Raw genomic sequence first — 408 nt, 5'->3', positions numbered from 1 at the left:
GCGAGTTCGACGACGACGGAGCGTTCCAGCGGCTCGGTGACACGGTCAAGGAACTCGATGAGGTCCGCGGCACCCGCGGGAACCACGCGTTCTACCTCTCGATCCCGCCGAAGGCGTTTGAGCAGGTATGCCGGCAGTTGTCCAAGCACGGGCTCGCGCAGGCCGACGGCGACAAGTGGCGCCGCGTGGTGATCGAGAAGCCGTTCGGGCACGACCTCGAGTCCGCCCGGAAGCTCAACGACATCGTGGAGTCCGTGTTCCCGCCGGATGCGGTGTTCCGGATCGACCACTACCTGGGTAAGGAAACGGTCCAGAACATCCTGGCGCTGCGGTTCGCGAACCAGCTGTTTGAGCCGTTGTGGAACGCGAACTATGTGGACCACGTCCAGATCACGATGGCAGAGGACA

At 63.7% G+C, this 408-nt stretch carries 1 pseudogene; it reads left to right on the top strand.

Annotated elements, in window-relative coordinates:
* Positions 1-408 (top strand): annotated as a pseudogene (locus tag AC5RU7_RS21085) (glucose-6-phosphate dehydrogenase); the annotation flags it as partial.

It is taken from the genome of Arthrobacter sp. K410C (genome assembly GCF_059090105.1).
The sequence above is the reverse complement of the archived record's forward strand: the minus strand, read 5'-3'. Positions and strand labels throughout refer to the sequence as shown.